Here is a 24,679-nt window from a genome sequence, read left to right on the forward strand (position 1 = left end):
CCGCAATGTAAAGGTCGTGTTACTCTAGCATTACCATTTTGTTCTCTAACTATTACCAAATTGTTAACAGATTAAATTACGGTTAACTCCGGTTTCATTTATCAATTCATTTTGTATTATCTTTACATTTACATCCACAAAACAATTGTGTCCACTTATGAAAAAAAAAGACATCAAGATTTTATTAGTAGATGATGAGCAAGATATCCTAGAAATTGTGGGATATAATCTTTCTCAAGAAGGTTACCAAATCGTAACCGCTACAAACGGGAAAGAGGCAATATCCAAAGCCAAAAAAGAATTGCCACAACTCATCATTATGGATGTGATGATGCCTGAAATGGACGGAATGGAAGCGTGTGAAAACATTAGAAAAATGCCTGAATTGAGTAACGTTATCATTACGTTTTTAACAGCACGAAGCGAAGATTACTCTCAAGTAGCCGGATTTGATGCCGGTGCCGATGATTATATCACCAAACCAATCAAACCAAAATTATTAGTAAGCAAAGTCAAAGCACTGCTTCGTCGTTTGAAAAGTGACGAGCACGCTTCAGAAACCCTCAATGTTGGTGGCATCGAAATCAACAGAGAAGAATATAAAATCATCAAGGAAGGAAAAGAAATTATATTGCCAAGAAAAGAATTTGAATTGTTTTATCTCTTAGCATCCAAACCCGGTAAAGTATTCAAACGCGAAGAAATTCTGGATAAAGTTTGGGGCAATGAAGTTATCGTTGGCGGAAGAACTATCGATGTTCACATTAGAAAACTCCGCGAAAAAATCGGTGAAGATTTATTCAAAACCATCAAAGGTGTTGGCTATAAATTAGAAGTATAAATGAAAATAAATTTCAAGAAAACCTATACGTTTGCTTTAATTTCAACGTCTTATATCACTGCTTTTTCTACAGGTTTTCTTTCTATTTTGTTATGGTTTTTCAATGAATTTTCATTACCAATTATAATCGTTTTTGCCGTTTCAATTGCTACATTTTCCTTTTTTGTTATCCAATATCGTGTTGAACGATTCATCTATCGAAGGGTAAAAAAAATCTACGATGATGTTTCTCTTTTAGAATCTACTTCTTTCCGAAATCAGCCTATTACAACCGATATGGAAACGCTGACCAAACAGGTTCAAAAATTCGCCACCGATAAAAAACTCGAAATAGAAACTTTAAAAGTTCGTGAAGAATACCGAAGAGAATTTCTTGGAAATATTTCTCATGAGCTCAAAACACCTTTATTTACAGTGCAAGGTTACTTATCTACCTTGATCGATGGGGCGATGGATGACAAAAAAATTCGTAAAAAATACCTGGAACGAGCTGAAAAAGGAGTAGAAAGATTAGTCTATATCGTTGAAGATTTAGATATGATTTCCAAACTCGAAATGGGCGATGTAAACCTGGAAATGTCAAAGTTTAACATTGTTGATTTAGTGCAGAGTGTTTTCGATTTACTCGAAATGATAGCCGATAAAAAGAACATCATTCTCATGTTTGACAGAAAGTACAATAAAGCAATAAATGTTTTTGCCGATCAGGAAAAAATTCAACAAGTGCTTTCCAATCTGATAATGAATTCCATAAAATACGGAAAAGAAAATGGCACGACTGAAGTTACCATTGAAGATTTGGTTAACGAAAAAATAATCGTTCGCATTCGAGATAATGGCGAAGGAATCGAAAAGCAATATATTCCAAGATTATTCGAACGCTTTTTCAGAGTAGACAAAAGTGGCTCAAGAAACGAAGGTGGTTCAGGTCTTGGACTTTCTATTGTAAAGCATATTATTGAAGCACACGGCGAAAAAATCTATGTGGAAAGCGAATTTAGTAAAGGTTCTGAATTTTCATTCACGCTCGAAAAGCACCAATAACTGTTTCCAGTCGATTTCCTTTTTAAGTTGCGGTAAACCTCCGTAGATGGGAACTTCCAGTAAATTTTCTATAATAAAATCATCTTGTTTTGCATAAGGTATAAACCCATTTCGTTTTAATCTTTTTGCCAAATATTCTTGTTCAAATTGCCCAGGAGTTGGTATAAAAAATGCCTTCTTTTGTAGTTTTGCCAAATCCATAACCGTTGTATAACCTGAACGACAAAGTACCATTACACTTTCGTTAAAAGCGGTTTCAAGTTCTGACGAAGTCATGAAATTATAATAAGTAACATTTCCGTCTTCTTTTGTTTTTTGTTGAGTTTCAATTATTCCTTTGATGAAAAGTACTTTTCCCTTAAATGATTGAATTTTATATATTAGTTTTTCTTCCAAAAAAGTACGCTGAGGTTCAGGTCCTGATAGTATAACCATCAAATCGTATTTAATTGGAAGGTCTTTCTTCTCTAATCGGCTTAATGGGCCAAGATATTTTAGATTTAGCGAACTGTTTTTCAAATGCCCAAGTTTCCCAGTCAGATTTGGGTTTTCTTTTATATCAGGAATCCAGCATTCTGTAAATTTTTTGATAAAATGTTGGTGCAACTTACTCGAAATCCAAGTGGTTTTTCCGGACAAAACATTGAGTTGATGCGTCATAAATACACTCGGAATCTTCTTGCTGTAAACACCCAAACGATTATCCGAAATAATGCCTTGCAGATTAAATTCAACAATCCATTTTTTGACAATTTTCCTTTCAGCAAAAATCGCTTCAATCATTTTTGGACTGTTCTTAATTAACTTCCATTTGAAATCGGCTCCGTTTTTGGCATATTCAATTTCATAGGAAGGCAATTCCAATGATTGCAAATGCGGGAATTCCTTTTGAAGCAGTTGCAAAGCCACGCCATCGGAAGCAATAATCGGAGTAAAACCATTTTTCTCTAATTCGCGAATAATAGGAATACAGCGTGTAGCGTGACCTAAACCCCAATTTAACGGAGCAACAAGAATATTTTTTGTAGAATTTTCCAAGTAGTGAAATTACGGTTTTAACATTGCAAAGTAAAAAAGATTTTGAATAGTTTATATTTCCTTAATTTTACCAAAAAATTAAGTTTGTGGGAAGTAAGAATAAATTAAAACGGTTTAAGGAAAACGAAACTTTTGAAAATGTTTTTCAACCAACAAGAGAAGAGGTGGTTGGCGGAGAATTTCCACTAAAAGGGAAATGGAATAAAGAATTTTTCAAAAATGACAATCCGATAATTATTGAACTCGGTTGTGGTAAAGGCGAATATTCTGTTGGCTTGGCAGAGCGTTATCAAGATAAAAATTTTGTTGGAATCGATATAAAAGGCGCAAGATTCTGGCGTGGCGCTAAAACAGCTGTTGATGGCGGTATGTTCAATGTGGCTTTTGTCCGCACACAAATTGAGTTAATCAATTTTATTTTTGCCGAAAATGAAGTAGACGAAATCTGGATTACTTTCCCCGATCCGCAAATCAAATACAAACGCACCAAACATCGAATGACCAACTCGGAGTTTTTGAAGTTGTACAAAAAAATCCTGAAACCAAACGGTGTTGTAAATCTCAAAACCGATAGCGAATTCATGCACGGTTACACGCTTGGATTGTTGCATGGTGAAGGTCACGAAGTCTTGTATGCCAACCACAATGTTTATAAAAATGAAGGTGCACCAGAAGTGGTAACAGCTATTCAAACTTTTTACGAAAATCAATATTTGGAAATCAACAAGGCAATTACGTATATTCGTTTCAAAATCAAATAAATGCAGTTTTTTTTACCACTTATTTTAGGTTTTAGTATTGCTTTTTTGGCGGTTATTCTTCCGGGTTTAATCAACATGACAGCAGCAAAAATAAGTACCCAGGAAGGTAAAATTGTAGCGGTAAGTTTTGCTGGCGGAGCTTCAGTAATCATATTTTTTCAAACATTCATTGCCGTATTATTTGCCCGATTTATAAGCATACACCAGGAAATTGTTTCCACACTTCAGGAAATTGGCATTTTTGTTTTTTTATTACTAAGTATCTATTTTTTCTGGATTGCCAAAAAGCCAAAGAAAATAAAAACGGATAGCAAAGTCAAAGGAAAATCGAACCGTTTCTTTTTGGGAATGCTTTTGTCTACACTTAATTTGTTACCCATTCCATTCTATGTTTTTGCTAGCATGAGTTTGGCGGCTTCGGGCTATTTTAGTTTTGATAAAATTCCGGTTTCATCTTTTGTGATTGGAGTTGTCTGCGGTTCGTTTACTGTTTTTTACATCTACATTGTAGCATTCAAAAAGATTGAAAAGAAAACAGAATTTCTGATGCGAAACATTAATACCATCATCGGTTCGGTAACTACTTTTATGGCGGTTGTGACACTTTTTAAATTGCTGTATAAATAATGGAAGCTAATTTTTTCGAAAGAGTTTATGCTATTGCACGTCAAATTCCGGAAGGAAAAGTAACCTCTTATGGTGCTATTGCTAGAGCGTTAGGAACTGCTCGTTCCGCCCGAATGGTAGGCTGGGCGATGAATGCATCACACAATATGCAAGATGTTCCGGCACATAGAGTGGTCAACAGAAAAGGATTGCTTTCGGGGAAACATCATTTTGACGGAACTAATTTAATGCAGCAATTGCTCGAAAACGAAGGAATCAAAATCGTGGATAATCAAATTGTCGATTTTGAGAAACATTTTTGGCAGCCTGAAGTAGAATTGTAATTATTTCCTAATTTTTCAAAAATTTACAGAACTTCCAACTTCCCTCATCAATCTCCCAACTATTTCCTCATAAACATTTTCAATTCATTAACGACAGTTTCAACACAATTCGTATTATCTTTGCAATCTGTATTCAGTCTTAATAAAAGATTGTAACTTGTTAACAGTAAGCAAAAAAATGAAATTAGATAGAAAAGAAATCCTTTCAGCATTGGAAACCATTACCATTGCTGGCGAAGGAAAAAATATGGTAGAAAGCGGTGCGGTAAAAAACGTACTGATTTTTGGCAACGAAGTAACTGTAGATTTACTGATTGCAACACCGGCAATGCACATAAAAAAACGTGCTGAAGACGATATCAAAAAATTAATCCACGAAAGATTTTCACAAGATGCTGTGGTGAAAGTAAATATCAAGGTGGAAGCACAAGCAAATCCAAACGAGATTAAAGGAAAAACAATTCCAGGAATCAGCAATATTATAGCTGTAGCTTCAGGAAAAGGAGGCGTTGGAAAATCAACGGTTACGGCAAATTTAGCGGTGACTTTAGCCAAAATGGGCTTCAAAGTTGGAATTCTTGATGCTGATATTTATGGGCCAAGCATGCCAATCATGTTTGATGTGGAGAGTGAAAAACCAATTTCGGTTACCGTTGATGGGAAATCAAAAATGAAACCTGTAGAAAGCTATGAGATAAAAATTCTTTCCATCGGATTCTTCACCGCACCAAGTCAAGCTGTTATTTGGCGAGGACCAATGGCATCCAAAGCATTAAACCAAATGATTTTTGACGCCGATTGGGGACAATTAGATTTTATGTTAATCGATTTACCACCAGGAACAGGCGATATCCATTTGTCAATCATGCAATCGTTACCAATTACTGGTGCTGTTGTCGTAAGTACGCCACAAGCTGTAGCTTTGGCTGATGCCAAAAAAGGAGTTTCGATGTTCTTATCTGACAGCATCAATGTTCCCGTTTTGGGAATCATAGAAAATATGGCGTACTTCACTCCGGAAGAGTTGCCAAACAACAAATATTACATCTTCGGAAAAGAAGGTGCCAAAAACCTGGCGGAAGATTTACAAGTGCCATTTTTAGGTGAAGTTCCATTGGTGCAAAGCATTCGCGAAGCCGGAGATTACGGTCGTCCGGCAGCATTGCAAACCGCATCGGTTATCGAAAAAGTTTTTGAAGATATTACACGAAATGTGGTTCAGGAAACGGTAAACAGAAACGAAAGTTTACCACCAACAGAAGCAATCAAAATAACAACTATGGCTGGTTGCTCAGCCGTTAAAGGAAAATAAGATGACACACGAAGAATTGACTTTAAACATCGAAAAAGCATTAGACGAAATCAGACCTTTTCTGAACTCTGATGGCGGTGATATTAGCTTGGTTTCCATTGAAGATGAAAAACACGTAAAAGTGCGATTACAAGGAGCGTGTACTTCGTGTAGTTTGAGTATTAGCACGATGAAAGCTGGTGTAGAAACAACAATTAAAAGATATGCGCCACAAATAGAAACGGTAGAAAATATTGCTTAACGTCATCCTGTCCCGAAGTGTCGGGAGTCGGAGGATTGTGCGTTCCCTCGTTAAAAACAAACGAGGTCGGGCTATACGCTACAATCTTTTTATAAATTGCCACTGGTTTAAACCAGTGGCAATTTATAAAAAGGATTTCCACTTCACACGAGCGAAGCGACTGCCGAAGGAATCCCTAACGCAAACCAGAATACTATAGAACAAATTTTTTAAACTCAGTAACTCAGCTACTCAGTAACTCAGCCACTCAAAAAATGATTAAAACAGACATACTTATAATCGGAGCCGGACCAACCGGACTTTTTGCCGTTTTTGAAGCAGGATTATTAAAACTTAAATGCCATCTCATTGACGCCCTACCACAAATAGGCGGACAGCTTTCCGAATTATATCCAAAAAAGCCCATCTATGATATTCCAGGGTTTCCTGAAGTTTTAGCCGGAGATTTAGTCTCCAATTTAATGGAACAAATCAAACAATTCCAACCGGGCTTTACTTTGGCAGAAACCGCTGAAACGATTGAAAAATTAGAAGACGGAACTTTTATTGTAACCACTAATAAAGGAACAAAGCATCACGCTAAAGCTGTTGCTATTGCAGGTGGATTGGGAACTTTTGAACCAAGAAAGCCTATCCTTAAGGACTTGGAATTCTACGAAAATGAAGACCGAGGCGTAGATTATTTTGTCAAAGATCCGGAAAAATACAGAGGCAAAAATGTTGTGATTTCTGGTGGTGGCGATTCGGCGCTGGATTGGAGTATTTTCCTTTCTAATGTGGCAGCTTCCGTAACTTTAGTACACCGAAGAAATGAATTCCGTGGTGCATTAGATTCGGTTGAGAAAGTACAGGAATTAAAAAATTCAGGAAAAATAAAATTAGTAACACCAGCAGAAGTTATTGGTTTTAAAGGTTCGGAACGAATTGAATCGGTTGACATCGAAATCAACGGCGCTCGCATGAATGTGGTTACCAACTATTTTATTCCGCTTTTTGGATTAACACCAAAATTGGGTGCCATTGCCAATTGGGGTTTAGAAATAGAAAAAAATGCTATCAAAGTCAACAACGCTTTAGATTATCAAACCAATATACCAGGTATTTATGCTATTGGCGATGTCAATACTTATCCAGGCAAATTAAAATTAATTTTGTGTGGTTTTCACGAGGCTACCTTGATGTGTCAAAGTGTCTATCAACGATTAAATCCAGGAAAGAAATACGTGTTGAAATATACAACTGTTTCCGGAGTAGACGGATTTGATGGAACTCGAAAAGAAGCAGAAAAAGCAGTTGTAAAATCAATTGAATAAAATGCCACAAGACGTAACCATAAAAATTACCGACCGCAAAGGCGTAACTCATCAAGTACAAGCACCGACGGATATGAACATGAATATCATGGAACTAATTCGCGCCTATGAACTTGCCGAAGAAGGAACAATCGGAATTTGTGGTGGAATGGCAATGTGTGCCTCGTGTCAGTGTTATGTTTTGAACGATGTTATTTCACTGGAAAGGAATCCCGACGAAGAAGCGATGCTCTGGGAAGCTTATCACGTAAAAGAAAACAGCCGCTTAGGTTGTCAAATTCCAATAACAACTGCAATTGACGGATTGGAAATAGAAATCGCTCCGGAGCAATAAGAAATGAACTCTTAATATTTGAAGGTTAATCAGCGATTTTAGATCTGGCTTCGGGCAAAATCCGTTGTACAAATTTTGAATAAGCAATCGTGGAAGGATGTAGTCCATCAGAGGCAACTAATTCAGGTTGTGCTAATCCCAATCTAGTAATATCAGTAATAGTAATGAAGGTTATATTGTTTGTTAAGCAGTAATTTTCGGCAAACGCGTTATAGCTGTCAATCTCAGTCGAAATGGTTGTATTTCCATTTCCAAAAGGCGTAAAAGCATAATCAGGAATCGAAACTACAATCACATTATTTTTATCGCCTTTTGCTTTTTGAATGGCAGTGTTTACCAACTCTGGAAATTCCTGTTCGTATAAAGTAAAAGGTTGAAGCTGATATTGATTATTTACACCAATTAAAAGGGTTACTAAATCATAATCATTGGTTGTATTTTCAGCAGCAATAGCCGATTTTAAATTGGTCGTTGTCCAGCCTGTTGTTGCAATAATTTTAACCAGAAAAGTGTCGTTTGTGTTTAAATACTTCCCAATGCTGTCTTTCAGTTGAACAGGAAAGCGACAAGTTTCGCAAACGCTTTGACCAATAGTATAACTGTCGCCAAGTGCAAGATATTTGTAGTTTTTTGAAGGAGTTATCATGGCACTATCAGTGCTACAACTTTGTAATAACAAAATTGACACTATAAGAAATAATAAACGGTTTATAAATTTCATTGTTGCTAATTTAGATAATGTAAGCTACGACAGTAAAGATGAAAAGGTTTGCTTCGCCAGTTCGCCTTTCAGGCTTGGGTGTCAAAAAAAATTATAATAATTTATATAAAAGTAAAAATGCTCCTCGAAACGGAGAAGCATTTTGTATCAATTTTATCTATTGTCTAATTTTATTTAAAAGCCGGAATACCTGTAATATCCGCACCGGTAATCAACAAATGAATGTCGTGCGTTCCTTCATAGGTAATTACACTTTCCAAATTCATACTGTGGCGCATTATTGAATATTCTCCTGTGATTCCCATTCCACCTAGTATCTGACGCGCTTCACGAGCAATATGAATTGCCATGTCAACGTTGTTTCTTTTCGCCATCGAGATTTGAGCTGTAGTCGCTTTCCCTTCATTTCTCAAAACACCCAATCGCCAAGTTAATAATTGAGCTTTGGTGATCTCGGTAATCATTTCCGCTAATTTTTTTTGTTGTAATTGAAAGGATGCTATAGGTTTTCCAAACTGAATCCTTTCTTTTGCATAACGCAAAGCAGTGTCGTAGCAATCCATTGCGGCTCCAATTGCGCCCCACGCGATTCCATAACGAGCTGAATCCAAACATTGCATTGGTGCACCCAATCCAGATTTTCCTGGCATCAGGTTTTCTTTTGGCACTTTCACGTTATCAAAAATCAATTCACCTGTTGCCGAAGCACGAAGTGACCATTTGTTATGCGTTTCCGGTGTTGTAAATCCTTCCATGCCACGCTCAACAATCAAACCGTGAATTCTTCCTTCTTCATTTTTTGCCCAAACCACAGCAATATCTGCAAAAGGGGAGTTTGAAATCCACATTTTAGCACCATTCAACAAATAATGGTCGCCCATATCCTTGAAGTTGGTTGTCATGCCACTTGGATTTGAACCATGATCCGGTTCGGTCAATCCGAAACATCCCATGAATTCGCCTGTTGCTAATTTTGGTAAGTATTTTTGACGCTGCTCTTCAGTTCCGAATTTCCAAATAGGATACATCACCAAAGAAGATTGCACTGATGAAGTTGAGCGAACACCTGAATCACCTCTTTCAATTTCCTGCATGATTAAACCATACGAAATTTGGTCTAAACCTGCTCCGCCATATTCTTCAGGAATGTATGGGCCAAAGCCACCAATTTCGCCCAAACCTTTAATGATTTGCTTCGGAAATTCAGCACGTTGCGCATACTCTTCTATGATAGGCGAAACTTCACGTTTTACCCACGCACGAGCCGAATCACGAACTAATTTGTGTTCTTCCGTTAGTAAATCATCTAAATTGTAATAATCCGGAGCTTGAAATAAATCTGGTTTCATTTTATAAAATGTTGGTTTACGAAAACGTTTGCAAATTTAAACAAACTATATTTAGAAACAAATGAACAACTGTTATAAATTTTCCAAATTGTCATTGTGAGAAGCTTGTACTGAGCTTTGTCGAAGTAAAGCAATCAGAAGCTATCTCCAGCTGTTCGCTATATCTTTTATACCTGACAGGTTTTTGAAAACCTGTCAGGTATAAAAGGATGCCGCTTCCATCTGGGCTAGGGCTAAATTTTTAAATAGAAATCCTTAGTCAAAGCGATGTAGTCTTCGGTATACTCGTGACGTGCGGTTTCAATAATCAATTCGTCAATAGGAGTTTGCTTCGTATGTTCGCTATCGCCTGAGTCCTTTTTAACTCTGGAGAAAGCTAATAAACTTCTTTTGATTTCGGTACTTGGCGCTCCTTTTACACGAGTAATTTTAAAAGGATATAATTCAAAATTTTTGGCTAAAGCGATAAACTTTTCTTCTTCTTTAAAAGGAATAATTACAGCAAAAATTCCGTTTTCTGAAAGCAATAAATTAGCGGCTTCAACCAAATCTTCAAAAGGTAAGGCGTCTTGAAACCTTGCTAAATCGCGTTGTTCATTATCAGTTTTATAATCTTCGGCATAAAAAGGAGGATTCGAAATGATAATGTCATACTGCTGCGCCAGTTCACTATCGCTCGGGTCATCTTCGAGTTCCTCCATAAATTCTTCCAAACCGGCGTGAAAGCAGAATAATCTGTCTCCCCAAGGAGAACTTTCAAAATTTTCTACGCATTGTTCAAAAGCGTCTTCGTCTATTTCGATGGCGTCAATTTGCTCGGCGTTGCTTCTTTGGGCTAATATCAAGGATAAAATTCCGGTTCCGGCACCAATATCCAAAACAGAAAAAGGATGATTGTCTATTGGACACCATGCGCCAAGTAAAACGCCATCGGTACCAATTTTCATGGCGCAGCGGTCTTGATTAAGAGTAAATTGTTTGAATTGAAATGTTGACAAAAGAATGTTTTTAAAATTTTAAACCATTAAGAAATTAAGATAATTAAGACTTAATGAACCTTAATTATCTTAATGGTTCAAAAATAAAATTTATAAATACATTTCAACGAGTCCTTCCGGTAAATCCATCACGACTTTTTTGTTCTCGCGATCAATTTCGACTAAGAAATGGTCAATCATCGGAATCAGCATTTCGACTTCGCCATTCAGTACTTCAAAAAGCGGCTGTGCTGTGGTGTCGTTGATAGATACGATTTTTCCGAAAACGCCCAAACGTTTGTCTTCAATTTCAAATCCAATGACTTCATGAAAATAAAATTTGTTGCCCGAAAGTTTTGGCAACATGCTAAGTGGAAGATAAACGTCGCAATTAAGAATACTGTCGGCTTCTTCTTCGGAATCCACATCTTCAAATTGCACACGAAGAAAATCATTTTTGTGTAGTGAACTGTTTTCAATAAAAAATGGAACCAAATTTTTGTTGAACTCAACAAATACTGATTCCATATTCTCATATAATTCGGGTTCGTCTGTATCTAAATAGACAAGTACTTCCCCTTTGAAACTAAATTTTTTCGCAATTTTACCTAAATAGAAACAATCTTCTTTACGCATAATTGCTTGAAGTATTAAGCTTCTTTTTCTTCGCTAGTTTCTTCAGCAGAAGCTTCTGGTGCTTCGGCAACAGTTGGTGCTTCTTCAACAACAACTTCTTCGGTAGCAGGAGTTTCTTCTGTAGCAACTTCAGCAACAGCAACTTCAGCAACTTCTTCAGCAGCAGTTTCCTCAACAGCTACTACAGCAACAGCTTCCGGAGCTTCATCAGCTACAGTTTCAACTGCAGTGTCATCAGCAACTTCTTCTTCAACTACTTTTGCAGCTTCAACAGCGGCAGCAGCACGTTTGTCATTAGCAACTTTTTCAGCTTTCAATGCTTTCGCTTTAGCAGCTTCTTGTGCTTTTGATAACCCTTCTTTTTTAGTGTCAACTTTTCCAGCTTTTTCTTCTAACCATTTAGCCAATTTTGCATCAGCTTGTTCTTGCGTTAAAGCGCCTTTACGAACGCCACCATCAAGGTGATGTTTCATCAAAGCACCTTTGTAAGAAAGGATAGCTCTTGCAGTATCTGTTGGTTGTGCTCCATTGTGTAACCATTGTACCGCTTGGTCAAGGTTTAAATCAATAGTGGCAGGATTGGTGTTTGGATTGTAAGTTCCTAATTTTTCAAGGTATCTACCATCTCTTTTTGATCTAGCATCAGCTGCTACGATCCAGTAAAAAGGTCTTTGTTTTTTACCGTGTCTTTGTAATCTAATTTTTACTGACATAATCTTTTTGATTAATTTGAGGTGCTCGACCTCGATTATTTTGAGGGTGCAAAGATAACTTTTTTTTGAAAAGAAACTAATTGAATCGCATCTTTTTCGATATAAGAAACTTGCAACTTGAGTATTTAACATTATTTTTCTAAAATTTAGCTAGCATTTTTACTTTAAAAAGTTATTTTTGTGGACAAATACTTTGAAAAATGAAAAGATTTTTGTCCCTATTTTTAGTCGCTATGGCTTTTTCGTCCTGCCAAGAAGATGTGAAATTTAATAATCCAGGTTTTCAAGCGTTGAAAGATGATGTTTTTTGGAGAGCTAATGATGCAAGAGCTTATGTTGACGCAACAACACTTAAATTAAGAATTGAAGCGCTTACAGCGTATGAAATAATTACTTTAAACACCAGTAGCGCCAATGTTGGCCCCTATATTTTAGGCACTACTAATATTAATAATTCGGCAACCTATTCTTCTAACTTTAATGATATCCCATTAGAATATGCTACCATTGCAGTTCCAGGTCCAGTGGGAGATGTAAGCTTGGCTAACGGAGGAACAGGGTATAGCAGCGGAACTTCAGTCGCTACAACCGGCGGAATGGGAAGCGGCTTGACGATTAATACTATCGCCAACGCTTCAGGGGTTATTACAAGTGTTTCACTTTCTTCTCGTGGGAGTGGTTATCTAGCAGGTGATTTAGTTACCGTTGCTGGCGGAAATGTTAATTGTAAAGTTAGAGTTACCAATGTTCAAAACAGTAATGGTGAAATAATAATCACAGAATATGATGCTGTGAATTACACGATTTCAGGAACATTTAAATTTAATGCGGCCAATTCAAATGGCAGTCCTTTTGGCGGGTCTATTTTGAATTTTCAACACGGGGAATTCTATAAAATCCCGATTTACCCTTGAATATAATTCTTAATAACAAATAACTATAACCTTTGATATTAAGAGGGTCAAGCCCTGTAGGCTTTAGATATTATTAATTTGTTTCAAGCCACAGCGTAATGGTCGCAATCCTTATTTTTGTTAATTAAATAATAAAGTCCAAATTAATAACGGTTTAGACTTTTTTTAAACTACATTTGTAATCGAATTTTAAATAAATAATATGAATATTTTTGTTGGAAGTCTTCCGTTCAGTATTGACGAAGCAGATTTAAGAGAGTCTTTTGAGGCTTATGGAACAGTTGACTCTGTTAAAATTATTACTGATAAATTTACTGGAAGAAGTAAAGGATTTGGTTTTGTTGAAATGTCTAATGATGATGAAGCTCAAAAAGCTATCGACGAATTAAACGGTGCAACAGTAGAAGGACGTACTATCGTAGTTAATAAATCGGAACCAAAACCAGAAGGAGAAAGAAAATCATTTAATAACAACCGTTCAGGTGGTGGTTATAGCGGTGGTGGAAATTCTCGCGGTGGTGGTGGAGACAGAGGAAGATACTAGTTTACACACTAAAATAAATAGGAAAGCCATCTCAATTGAGGTGGCTTTTTTGTTTTTTGTTGATAACTAAAATTGATTTCTTGAATACGAAAATGTATTTTTGAATACTTCTATATTTCAATGCAAATCATTTGTTTTTATTGGAATTTGAGATTTAATATTTTGAAATTTTCCACAGATGTATTTAATTTTTGATACCGAAACCACTGGCTTGCCAAGAAATTGGTCTGCGCCAATTACAGATACTGACAATTGGCCAAGATGTATTCAGATTGCTTGGCAGTTGCATGATGAGTTAGGGAATCTTATTGAGCATCAGGATTATTTAGTAAAACCTGATGGCTTTAATATTCCATTTGATGCGGAAAGAATTCACGGAATCTCTACCGAATTAGCCGAAGCACAAGGGATAGATTTAAAAGAGGTTTTAGAAAAATTCAATACCGCTTTATCGAAATCTAAATTTATTGTTGGACAAAATTTAGGCTTTGATGTTAATATTATGGGTTGCGAATTTCACCGAATGGGAATGCAATCTCAAATGAATTCGATGCCCGTTTTGGATACGTGTACCGAAGTTACAGCCTCACTTTTAAAATTGCCTGGTGGTCGTGGCGGAAGATTTAAACTGCCAACCTTAACCGAGTTGCATCAGTATCTTTTTGGAGTTCCGTTTTCTGAGGCGCACAATGCTACTGCTGACGTTGAAGCTACAACTCGTTGTTTCTTAGAATTAATCAACAAACATGTTTTTACTAAAGAAGAATTAGACGTTCCAGCTGATTATTTCGATAAATTCCATAAAAACAATCCACAGCAAATTCAACTCATTGGGTTGAATCACATCAATCTGAAACAAGCTTCTGAAGAAATTCGGAAACAATTTCAAAAGAAAGAAGGAGTTGCAACACCAACGCATGAAGAGAAACAAGTTCATCACACTTTAGCCCAAGTCGATTTTGTTCATTTGCACAATCACACACAATTTTCAGTATTACAATCCACAATTAGTGTTGCCGATTTGGTCAAAGCAGCTGTTGAAAATAAAATGCCTGCCGTTGCTATGACTGATCATGCCAATTTGATGGGCGCCTTTCATTTTGTTCGTGATATTTTATACCATAATAAATCGGCGCAAGCCAAAAACAAACAGGCCGAAGAAAACGGAGAAGCCCAAACAGAAACGATAATTAAACCAATCGTAGGCTGCGAGTTTTATGTTTGTGATGATTTAAAAGATAAGTCTAGAAAAGACAATGGTTACCAAATTGTCTTCTTAGCCAAAACCAAAAAAGGCTATCACAATTTGGCAAAATTATCTTCTATCGCTTATACCGAAGGATTTTATTATGTACCAAGAATCGATAGAAAAACCATTCGGGAATACAAAGAAGACATCATTGTTTTGTCTGGAAATTTATATGGTGAAATTCCAAGTAAAATTTTAAATATTGGTGAAAACCAAGCTGAAGAAGCATTGCTTTGGTGGAAACAGGAATTTGGTGATGATTTCTATCTCGAATTAATGCGCCACAATCAGGAAGATGAAAATCGTGTAAATACTTCGTTGATTGCATTAGCAAAAAAGCATAATGTAAAAACCGTTGCAACTAATAACGTTTTCTATATAGACAAAGAAGATGCGAATGCGCACGATATTTTATTGTGCGTTCGCGATGGCGAAAAACAATCCACACCAATTGGTCGAGGACGTGGTTACCGCTACGGATTGAACAATCAGGAGTATTATTTCAAATCGGCTGAAGCCATGAAAAAACTTTTTCATGATTTGCCCGAAGCGATTACCAATACAGAAGAAATCGTCAATAAAATTGAAATCTACGATTTGTCGCGTGAAGTTTTGTTGCCAAAATTTGATATTCCGTCTGAGTTTTTAGTTGCCAAAGATGAAGCTGATAAAGGCAAACGCGGTGAAAACAACTACTTGCATCATTTAACGTATGAAGGTGCTAAAAAAAGATACCCGGAAATCACTGCTGAAATTCAGGAACGTATCGATTTTGAATTATTAACGATTGAAAATTCGGGTTATCCCGGTTATTTCCTGATTGTTCAGGATTTCATAGCCGAAGCCAGAAGAATGGATGTTTCCGTTGGTCCGGGTCGTGGTTCTGCTGCGGGTTCTGTAGTGGCGTATTGCCTCGGAATTACCAACATTGATCCGTTGCTATATAATCTGCTTTTTGAGCGTTTCCTTAATCCCGATAGGGTTTCACTTCCCGATATAGATATCGATTTTGATGACGAAGGGCGAAGCAAAGTAATGGATTATGTAATTCAGAAATACGGTTCCAAACAAGTAGCGCAAATCATTACTTACGGAACAATGGCAACGAAATCAAGTATTCGTGACACCGCCAGAGTTATGGATTTACCGCTTTTTGAAGCCGATAAAGTAGCTAAATTAATTCCGGGATTAATGCCTTCCAAATGGAATTTAGCCCGACTCTTATCCGAAGACGAAGCGATAATCAAAAAAGCATTACGTCCCGAAGAATTTGACAGAGTAAAAGAATTAATTTCACTTTCCAAAGTAGGAAATTTATGTTCCGATACTATAAATCAGGCAAAATTTCTGGAAGGAAATCTAAGAAACACCGGAATTCATGCCTGCGGAGTTATCATTACGCCAAGCGATATTACCAATTTTGTTCCTGTCGCAACTGCAAAAGATTCTGATTTGTATGTTACCCAATTTGATAACTCAGTCGTAGAAAGCGCCGGATTATTAAAGATGGATTTCTTGGGATTAAAAACCCTGACATTGATAAAAGATACGGTAAAACTGGTAAAATACAGAACAGGAAAAGACCTCAATCCGGATGAGTTTCCAATAGATGATGTGAAGACGTATGAGCTTTTTCAACGTGGTGAAACAGTCGGGATTTTCCAGTATGAAAGTGCCGGAATGCAGAAATACATGAAAGAATTAAAACCAACAGTTTTTGGTGATTTGATTGCTATGAATGCGCTATATCGCCCAGGACCAATTGCTTATATTCCGAGTTTTATCAAACGCAAAAATGGCGAAGAAGATATCACCTATGATATAGAAGCTTGCGAAGAATTGCTTAAGGAAACCTACGGAATTACCGTTTACCAAGAGCAGGTAATGCTTTTGTCGCAAAAGTTGGCCGATTTCTCCAAAGGTGATGCCGACGTTTTGCGTAAAGCGATGGGAAAAAAGCAGAAAGACGTTTTGGATAAAATGAAGCCAAAATTCATTTCACAAGCAGAAGCCAAAGGCCATTCCGCCGATAAATTAGAAAAAATCTGGAAAGACTGGGAAGCTTTTGCTGAATATGCCTTCAACAAATCGCACTCCACATGTTATGCCTGGATTGCCTATCAAACAGCCTATTTAAAAGCCAATTATCCTGCCGAATATATGGCAGCGGTTTTATCCAATAACATGAGTGACATCAAGCAAATTTCATTCTTTATGGAAGAATGTAAGCGAATGGGATTGCAGGTTCTCGGACCGGATGTGAATGAGTCGTTTTATAAATTTACGGTAAACGATAACTATGCTGTTCGTTTCGGAATGGGTGCTGTTAAAGGTGTTGGAGCCAATGCTGTAGATACCATTGTTCAAAATAGAAAAGATGAACCCTATAAATCGATATTTGATTTAGCCAAAAAAATTGATTTGCGTGCCGCGAATAAAAAAGCATTCGAAAGTCTGGCACTTGCTGGTGGATTTGATTGTTTTGATAATACGCATCGTGCACAATATTTCCACATTGAAGGCGAAGGAATTACATTTTTGGAAAAAGCAGTTCGCTATGGCTCTAAATTTCAGGAGAATGAAAATTCGTCACAGGTAAGTTTGTTTGGAGAAAGTAGCGATGTTCAAATTGCAGAACCAATCGTTCCACCATGTGAAGAATGGAGCACTATGGAAAAATTAGCCAAAGAGAAAGAAGTAGTTGGGATTTATATTTCGGGTCATCCATTGGACGATTACCGTTTTGAAATGAAATATTTCTGTAACAGTAAGCTTGAAAATTTAAAAAACCTTGGAAATTACATTGGCAAAACACTAACCTTTGCCGGAATTGTAACCAATGTACAATACAGAACTGCCAAAAACGGAAAAGATTGGGCGATGTTCACCTTAGAAGGTTATGATGAAAGTCACGAGTTCCGGATTTTTGATGAAGAGTATTTAAAGTACCGACATTTTTTGGTTAACAACCAATTCATTTATTTTAAAGTAACCATAAAAGACGGTTGGGTAAATAGGGAAACTGGAAAAAAATCAGATCCAAGAATACAATTTACAGATGTAAAACAATTGCAGGATGTGTTGCCTCAGTTTGCTAAAAAGCTGAGTATTCAAATGGACATTAACGAGTTGCATAAAAACGCTATTGAGCAATTAAATGCTGTTTTCCAATCAAATAAAGGGGATAACACCGTAACTTTTGAAATCGTTGAATTTGATAAAACAAAAATAATCCCCGAGCTCGTTCCGAAAATTGTAGCGGTTGATGAAGAAAATTTTGATGCTGAAAACCTCGAGGATATTGAGATAGAAGTTCCGGTTGTTGAGGAAGAAATTCAAGTTACGACCAAAGTTTCATTGCCAAGTAGAAAATTAAAAATCAAAATTTCTAATGAATTGTTAATCGAATTGGAGAGAATGAAAATTAAATTCAGTCTGAACTAGTATCAGTTCTGACAATAATTTCATAACCAAAACTGATTTTTTTATAACATTCATGCAAAATAAATTGACTAATTTTGGCGACAAATAAGTACATTAATTTAAAAAAATATAAAATATGGCTTTAGCAATAACAGATGCTACTTTTGATGAAGTAGTATTAAAATCAAATAAACCGGTTGTAGTAGATTTTTGGGCAGCTTGGTGCGGACCATGCAGAATGGTTGGACCGGTTATCGACGAAATCGCAACCGAATATGAAGGAAAAGCAACAGTAGGAAAAGTTGATGTTGATGCCAACCAAGAATTTGCTGCAAAATACGGAGTTCGTAACATTCCAACGGTTCTAGTTTTCCAAAATGGAGAAGTAGTTGGTCGTCAAGTTGGGGTTGCTCCAAAGAAAACGTATACCGATGCTATTGATGCTTTGTTGTAATTAATAGTCAATGATAATGTAAAAGCTCAACGAAAGTTGGGCTTTTTTTATTTTTTGAAGCACAACATTAGCATTGCTTAGAAACTACTCTCCCGCTTTCCGCTATATCTTTTTATAAATTGCCACGGGTTTAAACCCGTGGCAATTTATAAAAAGGATGCCGCTACAATCGGGGCTAGATGACACTAAACTTTTAAACCTCATAAACCTTCTAAACTTTATAAACTTTCTTTATATTTGGTTCATGAAGATTGAAGAACAAAAAGAACTCGTCTCCGGTTTTAAGCATCTTGAATTACTTGCGAATCAAGTTGTAGAAGGTTTTATTTCGGGAATGCACAAAAGTCCGTTTCATGGTTTTTCTGCCGAATTTGCTGAGCATAAAGTCTATAATTCTGGTGAAAGCACCAAGCATATCGACTGGAAATTATTCGCAAAAACAGATAGGTTATACACCAAAAAATATGAAGAAGAAACCAATCTTCGTTGTCATTTAATTATTGACAATTCTTCTTCGATGCATTATCCAAAGCTGAAAAACGACGAAGCTTTTTATCATAACAAAATTGGCTTTGCGGTTTTAGCTTCTGCAGTTTTGATGAATTTATTAAAAAAACAGCGCGATGCCGTTGGCTTAAGCGTCTATTCTGACACTTTTGAATATTATGCACCCGAAAAAGGAAGCGATCGTCATCACCGAATGATTTTGAATAAACTCGAAGAACTTCTAGAAAAACCTAAAGTTTCAAAAAGTACCGATACGGTTACATTCTTGCATCAAATTGCAGAAAAAGTCCACCGTCGTTCGATGATTATTTTGTTTACCGATATGTTTCAAACAGGCAATAGTGAAGCGCTTTTTAATGCGTTACAACATTTAAAACACAACAAACACAAAGTGGTCGTTTTTCATGTTATCGATAAAAAAACAGAAATCAATTTCAATTTTGATAATGCTCCGAGAAAGTTCATCGATTTAGAAACAGGAGAAACCATTAATATTTTTGCCGATACGGTCAAAGATGCTTATGAAGAAAAGGTCAATGATTACTTCAAAACATTAGCCATGACTTGTGCTCAAAACAGAATTAAGTATGTTCCTGTGGCAGTTGAAGAAAGTTTTGAGAAGATTTTGACTACATACTTGGTTGAAAAACAAATGTTTGGTTAGAATTGGTTTTTGTACATTTTATTTTTCAAAAAAATAGTTGCAGATTTGAAAAACGATTGTATATTTGCAACCGCAATAACGCAGAGGTTTGGTAGTTCAGTTGGTTAGAATACATGCCTGTCACGCATGGGGTCGCGGGTTCGAGTCCCGTCCAGACCGCGAAATTGGGAAGAGCACTTTGGAAACAAAGTGCTTTTTTGCCCAAAAAATCAAATGAAATGCATTCACAAAATTAAGTGAGTCATTCAAAATTAGTTGTGTTGTTTGCTACGACTTTGTAACTCGTAGCGCGGTTTAGTAGTTAGACCAATGAAAAGCTTTCCACTTTATTGTGGATGGCTTTTTTGCTTTTAGGAACTTTCATTTTTTTTATTACTTTTGAGCATATGAAGAAAACAATACAAATAACACTTTTTGCTTTTTTGCTTTTGGTTACAACAAACAATCTATTAGCTCAAGAGAAGGTAACTAATGATTCTGATGTTCAACTGAAAGAAATACTCTATAAAAAGTATAAAAAGGAAGTTCTGTCTTATGATAAGAACGATTTTGACGCTTTGTTTTTTGAATTCTTTAAAAAGCAGAAAGACGCATTGTTGACACTTACACAAGAAGAGTTTTATACCTATACCATCAAAATTGCTATCTATTCCGAAAAGCTTGGACTTTTGTATAAAAATCAAAAAGAAGAAGCGCAACGCACCAAACAAGAGTGGTTTGATAAAAGTTATTCCGATTATTTAAATTCCAAAAAGTAAAAACTTGAAAAGACTTTTACCAATAGTAGCGCTGCTTCTTCTTCAATCGTGTCAATACTTTGAAAAGAAAGTACCGAATGAAAAAGAGTTGCTAGACAAACAATTGAAGGAAATCAATTGGAATGAAGTAGATGAATATCCATCGGTGACCGATTGTGAAAAACTCATGGATGCAAACCAACGCAAGCAATGTTTTTTCGAATTTTTAACAGCAACCATTCAACAAAAATTGGCAGTTGATACTCTTTCAACGCTGTTTCCAAAACTGGATACGATTGAAGTGAAAGTAACAGTTTTTCCTAATTCAAATATGGAATTCGAGCCACAATTTTCAAAAGATTCGGTTGCCTACGACACTATAAAAATCGACAGCATTCTTCGTATACGATTAGTCGATTTTCCAAAAGTTAATCCCGCCATTAAAAGAGGAATTCCGGTAAAAACACAATTTGTGCTTCCGGTGATTATTAAATCGGAATAAATTTTTTAGGAGCTATTTCCCGCTTTCCGTTATATTTTTATACCTGACAGGTTTTTAAAAACCTGTCAGGTATAAAAGATGCCACTGCAATCCGGGCTATTTGGAAAACTTTCTTCCTTTCCACCTAAAGCTTCCAAACAACGAATAAATGCCAACCAAACTAGAAAAGAAAGGATAAATAACACTACTGGCTATTGGCACAAAAAATTTGCCTTTACGGATATAAGAATTCGATTTATAAAGCAAAATATAATCAACAATATATTTTATTAAAAAAGCCACAAGTAAAACCCACCAACTCAAACAGCTTGAAACTAGCAACACAAAACCAACAACCAAACTAAGGTTCATCAGCAAAACAATAACAGCCAATAATTTAGCATAACTACTTTTATAACCAGTAGATTTCCCTGCCCAGCGAACACGCTGCATAAAGAGTTTGAACAAGTCGTTTTCGGGTTTTGTTTTTACAATTGAGTCACGGTTTTTTAAATAATGAACTTTATCAGGATTAGCAATAACCGCTTTTTGTAACAAGAAAACATCATCGCCACTGGCTGTGTCGCTAATTCCGCCAAAGCCACCAATTTCGTTAAAGAATTTTTTGGTGTAAGCAAAGTTCGCTCCATTGCACATAAATGGTTTCCCGATACCAAAACTTCCTATAGTTACGCCTTGCAAACTCATCAAATCCAATTGTTGAAAATGATGAAACCAGTTGTTTTTGGCTTTGTACATTACCACTCCAATAATCATTTCAGGTCCCGAAGCTTCGGGATTTGTTTGGATGTAATTGTCTAATGTAAGCAACCAATTTTTATTGACAATACAATCAGCATCAGTAGTAACAATCCAATCGTGTTTGGCAATGGGCATCGCTCGACCGATAGCGTCTTTTTTGGGGGAATTAGAAAGATGAAGATTTTCCAATAATGTCGTATCCAAATGCTCGTGTTTCATTCGCCATTGAATACAAACACGTTCCGAATTGTCTATTGAAAAATCATCAACCAAGATAATTTCAATCATTTTATGCGGATAATTCAAATTGGAAATCGATTTTAAAAGGATTGGCAAATTTTTAGCTTCATTCCGAAATGGGACAACAATAGTAAAAGCCGTTTTTGGAGTTGCATCAGTTACTTCAAAAGATTTCACTTTGTTGAAACCTAAAATTAATTGGAGGATTAGAAAAACATACACCAATAAAACAACCAGCAACACAATTGAAACTATTCCCATTTTGGTTTGAATTTAAGTACATAATAACTTCCGATAACGACAGGCAAAACCACATTTAAAACCCACATCAAAGTGGAAATAAAAATAACAATCCATTCGTTTACGCCTAATTTTCCGAAGAAAAAAACGGCCACGCTTCCTTTTACAGCAAAGTCCAGAAACTGAAAACTCGGTAATGACGAAGCCAAAAAATAAACGGTTGCAATGGTTGCCATCATTGTTAGATAAGGTAAATCTACATCAAAAGCCAGAAATAAAAAATAGTATTGATGCGAAAAAACCAAATAACGGCAAAGAGCCAGAAGATTATTTTTAGTGTGAATCCGTTTCGGAATTTCATGGATTTTGTGAACTAACTTTTGGATTGAATAACCTTTAATCTTAATGTTCTTTGAGAGAAAAGAAGCAAGAAGCAAGAAGAAAGAAATTCCAACAATTGCTATAGCCCATTTCCAATAACCGATAATAAATAATCCTATAGTTCCAAAAATTATCGTCAAAATCATCTGGATTCCGTTGCAGATGAGGTTCAGAAAAATGATTTTTTTGGTTTTCTTTTTGTCAAAGTACAATGCTTTTCCGGCGTATTCTCCGAGACCATTTGGCGTAAAAATTCCGGCGGTTAAAGCCCCGAGAACTTGCTTAGTCGATTCGCCTAGTGAAATCGGTTTTATAAACGAAACCAGATTTTGCCATTTCAAAATTTCAATAAAGCGATTGGCAACACTAAAGGCAAGTAAAAAAAGGATTCCCAAAACGCTTGCTTTTTCTTTAACCAGATTTGTGAATTTCACCCAGTCGAGTTTATCGTTATTGGCTAATTGATCGTAGATAAAATAAAAAGCAGCACTTACAATCAAAACTTTGATTAGAAAAACGATGAATTGTTTAGCTTTGTGTGGAATTGTAATCATTTGTACAAAGAAAGTAAAAACTATTTCATAATGTTACACTATGTTACAAAGCTATACAAAGATTTTATTTTTGACTTCTTCGTGTATCTCTATTATTCTCTGTGAATCTCTGTGAAATAAAAACATGGCAAACGAACGCATCATATTAGGAATTGACCCGGGAACTACCATTATGGGTTTTGGGTTGATAAAAGTCGTGAACAAAAAGATGGAATTCATTCAGATGAACGAGTTGATTTTGAGTAAATATGATGATCATTACACCAAACTAAAAGTTATTTTCGAACGAACAATTGAGCTCATAGAAACCCATCATCCTGACGAAATTGCTATTGAAGCGCCTTTCTTTGGCAAGAATGTACAATCAATGCTAAAACTCGGAAGAGCACAAGGCGTTGCGATGGCAGCAGGTTTATCGCACCAAATACCGATTACGGAATACGAACCAAAGAAAATAAAAATGGCCATCACGGGTAACGGAAATGCCAGCAAAGAACAGGTTGCCAAAATGCTACAACAGCTTTTAGGTTTAAAAGAGTTACCAAAAAATCTTGATTCAACTGACGGTTTAGCCGCAGCAGTTTGTCATTTTTTCAATTCCGGAAAAGTAACGGGAACAAAAAGTTATACTGGTTGGGATGCGTTTGTAAAACAGAATGAAGAACGAATTAAAAAATAGTTTGCAGTCGCAGTCGCAGTTTTCATTTCTGCCGACTGAGACTGAGACGGAATACTAAAAATGAGCGGTATTTACATCCATATTCCTTTTTGCAAACAAGCCTGTCATTATTGCGACTTCCATTTTTCGACTTCACTAAAGAAGAAAGATGAGATGGTTTTGGCTTTAGCCAACGAAATTGCTTTGCGTAAAAGTGAGTTCAAAGATGAGATTATCGAAACGATTTACTTTGGTGGTGGAACGCCTTCGATATTGGAGATTGCAGATATACGATTGCTGATTGATACAGTTTATGCCAATTATAAAGTTATCGATAATCCCGAAATCACAGTTGAAGCTAATCCGGATGATTTAACGGAAACCCGAATAACCGAATTATCGAATAACCGAGTCAACCGTTTAAGCATCGGTATTCAATCTTTTTTTGAAGATGATTTAAAGTTGATGAATCGCGCACACAATTCGGATGAAGCCAAAAAATGTCTTGAAATTGCTACTCGATATTTTGATAATATTTCCATCGATTTGATTTATGGTGTTCCCGACTCGAGCCAGAATGGCGAACAGGCGCAGCAAATGAGCAATGAAAAATGGTTGCAAAATATAGAAACCGCTTTGTC

26 protein-coding genes and 1 tRNA gene are annotated in these 24,679 nt (G+C 36.2%); 19 read left to right on the forward strand and 8 right to left on the reverse strand.

Features of this window, described 5'->3' with window-relative positions:
* Window positions 1-157 precede the first annotated feature (157 nt).
* Entirely contained in the window at window positions 158-841 is a 684-nt protein-coding gene (locus RMN97_RS12235; RefSeq protein WP_309614802.1) for a response regulator transcription factor, read from the forward strand.
* Window positions 842-1,885 carry an ATP-binding protein gene (locus RMN97_RS12240; protein ID WP_309614803.1) on the forward strand — a complete coding sequence of 348 codons (1,044 nt, stop codon included), beginning with the start codon at window positions 842-844 and terminating at the stop codon, window positions 1,883-1,885. It abuts the gene before it with no gap.
* Here the strand turns inward: RMN97_RS12240 and RMN97_RS12245 are convergent.
* On the reverse strand, window positions 1,859-2,923 hold the full coding sequence (locus tag RMN97_RS12245) for a glycosyltransferase (RefSeq protein WP_309614804.1): 1,065 nt from the start codon (window positions 2,921-2,923) through the stop codon (window positions 1,859-1,861). The two genes, RMN97_RS12240 and RMN97_RS12245, sit on opposite strands and share 27 nt — an antisense overlap.
* Before the next feature lie 86 nt (window positions 2,924-3,009).
* Between RMN97_RS12245 and trmB the strand changes: the two genes are divergently transcribed.
* The 7 genes from trmB (at window position 3,010) to RMN97_RS12280 (ending at window position 7,834) form a co-directional block, all read left to right on the forward strand.
* Window positions 3,010-3,684, forward strand: coding sequence for a tRNA (guanosine(46)-N7)-methyltransferase TrmB (trmB, locus tag RMN97_RS12250; protein WP_309614805.1), 675 nt, complete (start codon window positions 3,010-3,012; stop codon window positions 3,682-3,684).
* Complete coding sequence (locus RMN97_RS12255; RefSeq protein WP_309614806.1) at window positions 3,685-4,311, forward strand: lysine transporter LysE; 627 nt, start codon at window positions 3,685-3,687, stop codon at window positions 4,309-4,311. It begins immediately after the preceding gene.
* On the forward strand, window positions 4,308-4,634 hold the full coding sequence (locus tag RMN97_RS12260) for an MGMT family protein (protein WP_309614829.1): 327 nt from the start codon (window positions 4,308-4,310) through the stop codon (window positions 4,632-4,634). Before RMN97_RS12255 ends, RMN97_RS12260 begins: the two co-directional genes overlap by 4 nt.
* A gap of 178 nt (window positions 4,635-4,812) precedes the next feature.
* Window positions 4,813-5,946 (forward strand): Mrp/NBP35 family ATP-binding protein, encoded by a 1,134-nt coding sequence (locus RMN97_RS12265; protein ID WP_309614807.1) that lies wholly within the window; start codon window positions 4,813-4,815, stop codon window positions 5,944-5,946.
* A gap of 1 nt (window position 5,947) precedes the next feature.
* Complete coding sequence (locus tag RMN97_RS12270; RefSeq protein WP_309614808.1) at window positions 5,948-6,187, forward strand: NifU family protein; 240 nt, start codon at window positions 5,948-5,950, stop codon at window positions 6,185-6,187.
* Between the two features lie 254 nt (window positions 6,188-6,441).
* The gene (locus RMN97_RS12275) at window positions 6,442-7,500 is read left to right on the forward strand and encodes an NAD(P)/FAD-dependent oxidoreductase (protein ID WP_309614809.1); all 1,059 of its coding nucleotides are present in this window, start codon (window positions 6,442-6,444) and stop codon (window positions 7,498-7,500) included.
* Window position 7,501: 1 nt separating this feature from the next.
* Entirely contained in the window at window positions 7,502-7,834 is a 333-nt protein-coding gene (locus tag RMN97_RS12280) for a 2Fe-2S iron-sulfur cluster-binding protein (protein ID WP_309614810.1), read from the forward strand.
* A gap of 25 nt (window positions 7,835-7,859) precedes the next feature.
* On the opposite strand, the gene RMN97_RS12285 is transcribed toward RMN97_RS12280, so the two are convergent.
* The 5 genes from RMN97_RS12285 to RMN97_RS12305 form a co-directional block, all read right to left on the reverse strand.
* A complete protein-coding gene (locus tag RMN97_RS12285; RefSeq protein WP_309614811.1) occupies window positions 7,860-8,555 on the reverse strand; it encodes an SGNH/GDSL hydrolase family protein in 696 nt (231 codons plus the stop codon).
* Window positions 8,556-8,725: 170 nt separating this feature from the next.
* Complete coding sequence (locus tag RMN97_RS12290; protein WP_309614812.1) at window positions 8,726-9,904, reverse strand: acyl-CoA dehydrogenase family protein; 1,179 nt, start codon at window positions 9,902-9,904, stop codon at window positions 8,726-8,728.
* Window positions 9,905-10,137: 233 nt separating this feature from the next.
* Window positions 10,138-10,851 (reverse strand): methyltransferase, encoded by a 714-nt coding sequence (locus RMN97_RS12295; RefSeq protein WP_309614830.1) that lies wholly within the window; start codon window positions 10,849-10,851, stop codon window positions 10,138-10,140.
* A 141-nt stretch (window positions 10,852-10,992) separates the two neighbouring features.
* A complete protein-coding gene (gene rimM / locus RMN97_RS12300) occupies window positions 10,993-11,517 on the reverse strand; it encodes a ribosome maturation factor RimM (protein WP_309614813.1) in 525 nt (174 codons plus the stop codon).
* Window positions 11,518-11,531: 14 nt separating this feature from the next.
* Window positions 11,532-12,230, reverse strand: a complete 699-nt coding sequence (locus RMN97_RS12305; protein ID WP_309614814.1) for a 30S ribosomal protein S16 — start codon at window positions 12,228-12,230, stop codon at window positions 11,532-11,534.
* Window positions 12,231-12,430: 200 nt separating this feature from the next.
* Here RMN97_RS12305 and RMN97_RS12310 point away from each other — a divergent pair, with 200 nt between their 5' ends.
* The 8 genes from RMN97_RS12310 to RMN97_RS12345 all read left to right on the forward strand — a co-directional run bounded on the left by RMN97_RS12310 (window position 12,431) and on the right by RMN97_RS12345 (window position 21,224).
* Window positions 12,431-13,144, forward strand: coding sequence for a DUF6252 family protein (locus RMN97_RS12310; protein ID WP_309614815.1), 714 nt, complete (start codon window positions 12,431-12,433; stop codon window positions 13,142-13,144).
* A gap of 202 nt (window positions 13,145-13,346) precedes the next feature.
* The gene (locus RMN97_RS12315) at window positions 13,347-13,688 is read left to right on the forward strand and encodes an RNA-binding protein (protein WP_309614816.1); all 342 of its coding nucleotides are present in this window, start codon (window positions 13,347-13,349) and stop codon (window positions 13,686-13,688) included.
* A 178-nt stretch (window positions 13,689-13,866) separates the two neighbouring features.
* Window positions 13,867-18,381 (forward strand): DNA polymerase III subunit alpha, encoded by a 4,515-nt coding sequence (gene dnaE / locus RMN97_RS12320; RefSeq protein WP_309614817.1) that lies wholly within the window; start codon window positions 13,867-13,869, stop codon window positions 18,379-18,381.
* A gap of 115 nt (window positions 18,382-18,496) precedes the next feature.
* Window positions 18,497-18,814, forward strand: a complete 318-nt coding sequence (gene trxA / locus RMN97_RS12325) for a thioredoxin (protein ID WP_236397846.1) — start codon at window positions 18,497-18,499, stop codon at window positions 18,812-18,814.
* 244 nt (window positions 18,815-19,058) lie between these two features.
* The gene (locus RMN97_RS12330; protein ID WP_309614818.1) at window positions 19,059-19,985 is read left to right on the forward strand and encodes a DUF58 domain-containing protein; all 927 of its coding nucleotides are present in this window, start codon (window positions 19,059-19,061) and stop codon (window positions 19,983-19,985) included.
* 85 nt (window positions 19,986-20,070) lie between these two features.
* Window positions 20,071-20,144 (forward strand) — tRNA-Asp (locus RMN97_RS12335).
* Window positions 20,145-20,371: 227 nt separating this feature from the next.
* Window positions 20,372-20,743 (forward strand): hypothetical protein, encoded by a 372-nt coding sequence (locus tag RMN97_RS12340; RefSeq protein WP_309614819.1) that lies wholly within the window; start codon window positions 20,372-20,374, stop codon window positions 20,741-20,743.
* 4 nt (window positions 20,744-20,747) lie between these two features.
* Window positions 20,748-21,224 carry a hypothetical protein gene (locus tag RMN97_RS12345; protein ID WP_309614820.1) on the forward strand — a complete coding sequence of 159 codons (477 nt, stop codon included), beginning with the start codon at window positions 20,748-20,750 and terminating at the stop codon, window positions 21,222-21,224.
* A gap of 96 nt (window positions 21,225-21,320) precedes the next feature.
* Here the strand turns inward: RMN97_RS12345 and RMN97_RS12350 are convergent, their stop codons facing one another.
* Together RMN97_RS12350 and RMN97_RS12355 are read right to left on the reverse strand one after the other, a co-directional pair.
* Window positions 21,321-22,466: a glycosyltransferase gene (locus RMN97_RS12350; RefSeq protein WP_309614821.1), complete on the reverse strand. Its 1,146-nt coding sequence runs from the start codon at window positions 22,464-22,466 to the stop codon at window positions 21,321-21,323.
* Window positions 22,457-23,380 carry a hypothetical protein gene (locus tag RMN97_RS12355; RefSeq protein WP_309614822.1) on the reverse strand — a complete coding sequence of 308 codons (924 nt, stop codon included), beginning with the start codon at window positions 23,378-23,380 and terminating at the stop codon, window positions 22,457-22,459. Before RMN97_RS12355 ends, RMN97_RS12350 begins: the two co-directional genes overlap by 10 nt.
* 124 nt (window positions 23,381-23,504) lie before the next feature.
* Here RMN97_RS12355 and ruvC point away from each other — a divergent pair, with 124 nt between their 5' ends.
* Together ruvC and RMN97_RS12365 are read left to right on the forward strand one after the other, a co-directional pair.
* On the forward strand, window positions 23,505-24,059 hold the full coding sequence (gene ruvC / locus RMN97_RS12360; RefSeq protein ID WP_309614823.1) for a crossover junction endodeoxyribonuclease RuvC: 555 nt from the start codon (window positions 23,505-23,507) through the stop codon (window positions 24,057-24,059).
* Between the two features lie 60 nt (window positions 24,060-24,119).
* On the forward strand, window positions 24,120-24,679 hold a 560-nt coding region (locus RMN97_RS12365), incomplete at its 3' end, for a radical SAM protein (RefSeq protein WP_309614824.1).

It is taken from the genome of Flavobacterium sp., from assembly GCF_031381455.1.
In the GTDB taxonomy this organism is placed as follows: domain Bacteria; phylum Bacteroidota; class Bacteroidia; order Flavobacteriales; family Flavobacteriaceae; genus Flavobacterium.